This is a genomic window from Mesorhizobium sp. M7D.F.Ca.US.004.03.1.1 (assembly GCF_003998635.1).
In the GTDB taxonomy this organism is placed as follows: Bacteria; Pseudomonadota; Alphaproteobacteria; order Rhizobiales; family Rhizobiaceae; genus Mesorhizobium; species Mesorhizobium loti.
On record NZ_RZQG01000977.1, the window covers coordinates 1 to 2,127 of the forward strand.

Annotated in this window: 3 protein-coding genes; all 3 read left to right on the forward strand. The window is 60.5% G+C overall.

Features of this window, described 5'->3' with window-relative positions:
- The first annotated feature begins 372 nt into the window (after positions 1–372).
- Entirely contained in the window at positions 373–1,335 is a 963-nt protein-coding gene (locus EN935_RS32690; RefSeq protein WP_127264775.1) for an ATP-grasp fold amidoligase family protein, read from the forward strand.
- A gap of 29 nt (positions 1,336–1,364) precedes the next feature.
- Positions 1,365–1,553, forward strand: a complete 189-nt coding sequence (locus tag EN935_RS32695) for a hypothetical protein (protein ID WP_206438732.1) — start codon at positions 1,365–1,367, stop codon at positions 1,551–1,553.
- Positions 1,554–1,657: 104 nt separating this feature from the next.
- A partial coding sequence (locus EN935_RS32700) for a homocysteine S-methyltransferase family protein (RefSeq protein ID WP_206534619.1) occupies positions 1,658–2,127 on the forward strand: 470 nt, incomplete at its 3' end.

Consider the following 2,127-nt stretch of genomic DNA (forward strand, 5'->3'; position numbering starts at 1 on the left):
GTGCCGGTGATCGGCGCAACGAGCGCGGATGCGGCTCCGATGGCCAAGCATCATCGTCATCATCATCGTCATCACCACCACGTCCGCCATCACCACCATCATCATCATCACCACGTGAAGAAGACGATGAAGAAGACCTACTAAGCACACCAGACTGCCAACGAGAAGACCGGCCTTGGCTTCTTGTTCCGAGGCTGGCCTTCTCCGATCCTCGAGCCGCGATCGCGGACTGGATCGACAATTCACGCAAATCCAACGCCGCGACGCCTGCAAAACCTTTTACGAAAACAACAAATCGCGATACGGAATGGGATATATCTGACCGGCGATCTGCCCGGATCGGACTCAGCCAACAACGGCCGGGTATCCCTGATGACGGCCAAGGCCAATTTTTCCTGGACAGGACGCATTATTCTGTCGGTTGCACGCTTGTTGCTGACCGTTCGCCATCCCGCGCTTACAGTGCGGTTCGTGAAAAAACTCGGCTATCTGCCCAATCCGGCCGCGCCCGAAACATACCATGAAATGTTGCTCTGGCGAAAAATCCTCGACCGCAATCCACTGTTCGTAACACTGACCGACAAGCTTGCTGCCAAGGCTCATATAAGCAGAGCCTGCCCCGAACTTGCCTTGCCACGGACGCTCTGGTCAGGGCGCGACCCTGCCGACATTCCTCTCGATCTGCTGGCCGGCGATGTCATCGTCAAGACAAACCACGGCTGCGCGATGAACATATTCGTTGCCGGCGGCGACCCCAATCGCGGCCACATCATCGCCAAGGTGAGGCACTGGCTGAGAAAACGTTATGGCCGCCGCGATGGCGAATGGGCCTATTGGCCTGTCGTTCGCACCGTTTTCGTGGAAGAGCGGCTGGCGCTGTCCGGCACAAGGATCGCAACCGACATCAAGGTGCATGTTTGCGGCGGCGTGGTCACGCATGCCTGGGTCGAGGATAAGGCCGCGCGGCGTTCGCTGCTTTTGGATCGGGAAGCCAATCCATTGCCCGGGCGCGATCCGGACTATCCCCGCGAGGATCAGGCCGTGCCCGTCAAGGCGCGGCTTCTCAGCTATGTCCGCCAGGCGGTGTCGATCGCCCCTGCCATCGCCGGCAACCTCGACTACATCCGCGTCGACTTCCTGGTCACCGATCATTGTCTCTACGCCGGCGAGATCGTCGTCTATCCCGGCGCTGGCTATGGCACCTGCACCAATCCGGCGTTCGCCGGCGAAATCGAGCGGCTCTGGCGGCTCGACCAATCCGCCTTCCTGCGGCGGCACCACAAAGGTGCTGTGGCCCTATATGCCGAAGCACTTCGCGCCAAGCTCGCGAACTAAATTAGTCCCGGCCACGGCATTTCCATTTTTTGAAGGACAGGTCATGCCAGACCCGCGCCGCATCGGTCTCCGCGTCGATCAACCCGCCGGGCGGCTATGTGACGTTGCGCACCGAGCAGAATCTCCTGCTGGTGGTCACCGCCTGCTCGGTTGACTATTATCCAACCAATGGCGGGATCTGCACCGAAATCCATGTCGAGATCACCTCGACACAGTGAGGACCGGCCTCCGATCCTGGTGCCGGCATCGCTGCAAAATCATTGACTACACATAAAGACTTCTTTATATCCTTATTCGACTTCGAAACATGAAAGCCAATCCGATGACGACCACCAACCCGATCGATGCGCTGCTGGCTGAAAAGGGCGTGCTGCTGGCCGATGGTGCCACCGGCACCAATTTGTTCGCCATGGGTCTGGAGGCCGGCGAGGCACCCGAGCTGCTGAACGAAACGGCGCCCGACACCATCACCAGCCTGCACCAGAATTTCGTCGATGCCGGCGCCGACATCATCCTCACCAACTCGTTCGGCGGCACCCGTCACCGCTTGAAGCTTCACCTTGCGCAGGATCGCGTGCATGCGCTGAACAAGCGCGCCGCCGAGCTCGCACGCGCTGTCGCCGACAGAGCCGGCCGCAAGGTGATCGTCGCCGGCTCGGTCGGCCCGACCGGCGAATTGCTGGTGCCGCTTGGCGCCATGACCTATGACGAGGCGGTCGATGCCTTCGCCGAGCAGATCGAGGGCCTCAAGGAAGGCGGCGCCGAAGTCGCCTGGATCGAGACGATGTCGGC

What these genes read in the sequence shown, in the direction of transcription:
- EN935_RS32690 (WP_127264775.1), top strand. Translation starts at nt 373, where the DNA reads ATGACGGCCAAGGCCAATTTTTCCTGGACAGGACGCATTATTCTGTCG.